This window comes from Nonomuraea sp. NPDC003201 (assembly GCF_053590415.1).
In genome coordinates this window covers 1-1,554 of record NZ_JBSFTC010000724.1, presented here as the reverse complement: position 1 = coordinate 1,554, position 1,554 = coordinate 1, and the positions used below count along the sequence as shown (strand labels likewise).

Annotated in this window: 2 protein-coding genes; both read right to left on the bottom strand. The window is 75.9% G+C overall.

The window, feature by feature from the left end:
• Positions 1 to 1,090, bottom strand: a 1,090-nt coding sequence (locus tag ACWDX9_RS63150; RefSeq protein ID WP_449973424.1) for an NAD(P)/FAD-dependent oxidoreductase, incomplete at its 3' end; no start/stop codon positions are given.
• Positions 1,087 to 1,554: FGGY-family carbohydrate kinase (locus tag ACWDX9_RS63145; protein WP_449973423.1), on the bottom strand; the 468-nt coding region annotated here is incomplete at its 5' end. The genes ACWDX9_RS63145 and ACWDX9_RS63150, both read right to left, overlap by 4 nt.

Sequence of the window (1,554 nt, the reverse complement as noted above, 5' to 3'; positions counted from 1 at the left end):
GCTCGGCCAGGTCGAGGTGGCCCTTGAGCAGGTCCGCGACGTGCTCGGCGATCGCCATGCCGGCGGTCAGGCCGGTGGAGCGGATGCCGCCGACCAGGAGGTAGCGCTGCCCGGCGTCGAGGTCGATCAGGTAGTCGTCGCGTCCGATCGAGGCGCGCAGGCCCGCGTAGGTCGCGGTGACCTCCTCGGCCATCAGCCGGGGCATGAGCTCCGCGCCCTTCTCGCGCAGGAACTCCAGCCCCGCCTCGGAGGTGCCGGTGGCGGTACGGTCCGTGAGGTCCTCGGCGGTCGGGCCGACCATGACGTTGCCGTAGATGGTGGGGCTGACGAGCACGCCCTTGCCGGCCGACGACGGCACCGGCAGCACGATGCAGGGCGCCAGCGGCCGGGCGAGCTTGTCGAAGACCAGCAGCTCGCCGCGGCGCGGCGTGACGGTGAAGCGGTCGTGGCCGAAGAGGGTGTCGAGCGCGTCGGCGCCGAGCCCGGCGGCGTTGATCACCCACCGGGCGGAGAGCTCGCCCCCCGTGGTGACCAGCCGGGTGGCGTCCGGCCCGGGGTGGACCGCGGTGACGCGGTGGCCGCGCAGCAGCGTCACGCCGCGGTTGACGGCGTCGGTGGCCAGGGCGAGGTTCGTGGTCCAGGTGCAGATGATGGACTCGCCGGGCACCGTCAGCCCGCCGAGCGCGCCCGCGCCGAGGGCGGGGACCCTGCGGTAGACCTCGGCGGCGTCGACGATCTCGCAGGCGGTGTAGCCGTTGCGCTCGGCCTTGGCCCGCAGTTCCGGCAGGGCGTCGAGCTGTTCCGGCGTCCAGGCCACGAGCAGCGCCCCGGTGCGCTCGACCGGGATGCCGGTGGCCTCGGCGTACCGGCCGAGCAGGTCGTAGCCGCGGGCGACCAGGCGGGACTCCAGGGTGCCGGGCTTGGCGTCGAAGCCGGTGTGCAGGATGGCGGTGTTGGCCTTGCTGGTGCCGTCGCCCACGTCGTCGCGCGCCTCCACCAGCGCCACCGACAGCGCGGTGCCGCCCAGCAGGCGCGCGATGGCCGCGCCGACGATGCCGCCGCCGATCACGGCCACGTCGTACGTGTTCACGAGTTCTCCTTCGACGACAGAGTGGCCCGGGCGGCGGCCTGCCACCGCTCCAGGTACGCGGCGGCCCGGTCCGCGGGCCAGACGGGCTCGTAGACGGCCGACGGCCGCCAGCCGCCGACCGCCGCGGCGGCGTCCAGGGCCGGGTCGAGGGCCATCAGCGCGCAGGCGGCGGCGCCGAGCGGGGTCGCGTGCGGCGACGGGTAGACCTCCACGGGGAGCTGGGCGAGGTCGGCCTGCGCCTGCATGAGGACGCGCGAGCGGGTCAGCCCGCCGTCCACGCGCAGCCGGGACAGCGGCGCGCCGAGATCCGCCCCCACCAGCGCGGTCAGCTCGGCGACCTGCGCGGCGATCCCCTCCAGCAGCGCCCGTACGAGGTGCCCGCGGCCGGTGCTGAGCGTCATGCCGGTGAAGGAGGCGGTGGCGCCGGCGTCCCACCACGGCGCCGCCAGCCCGGCGAGCGCGGG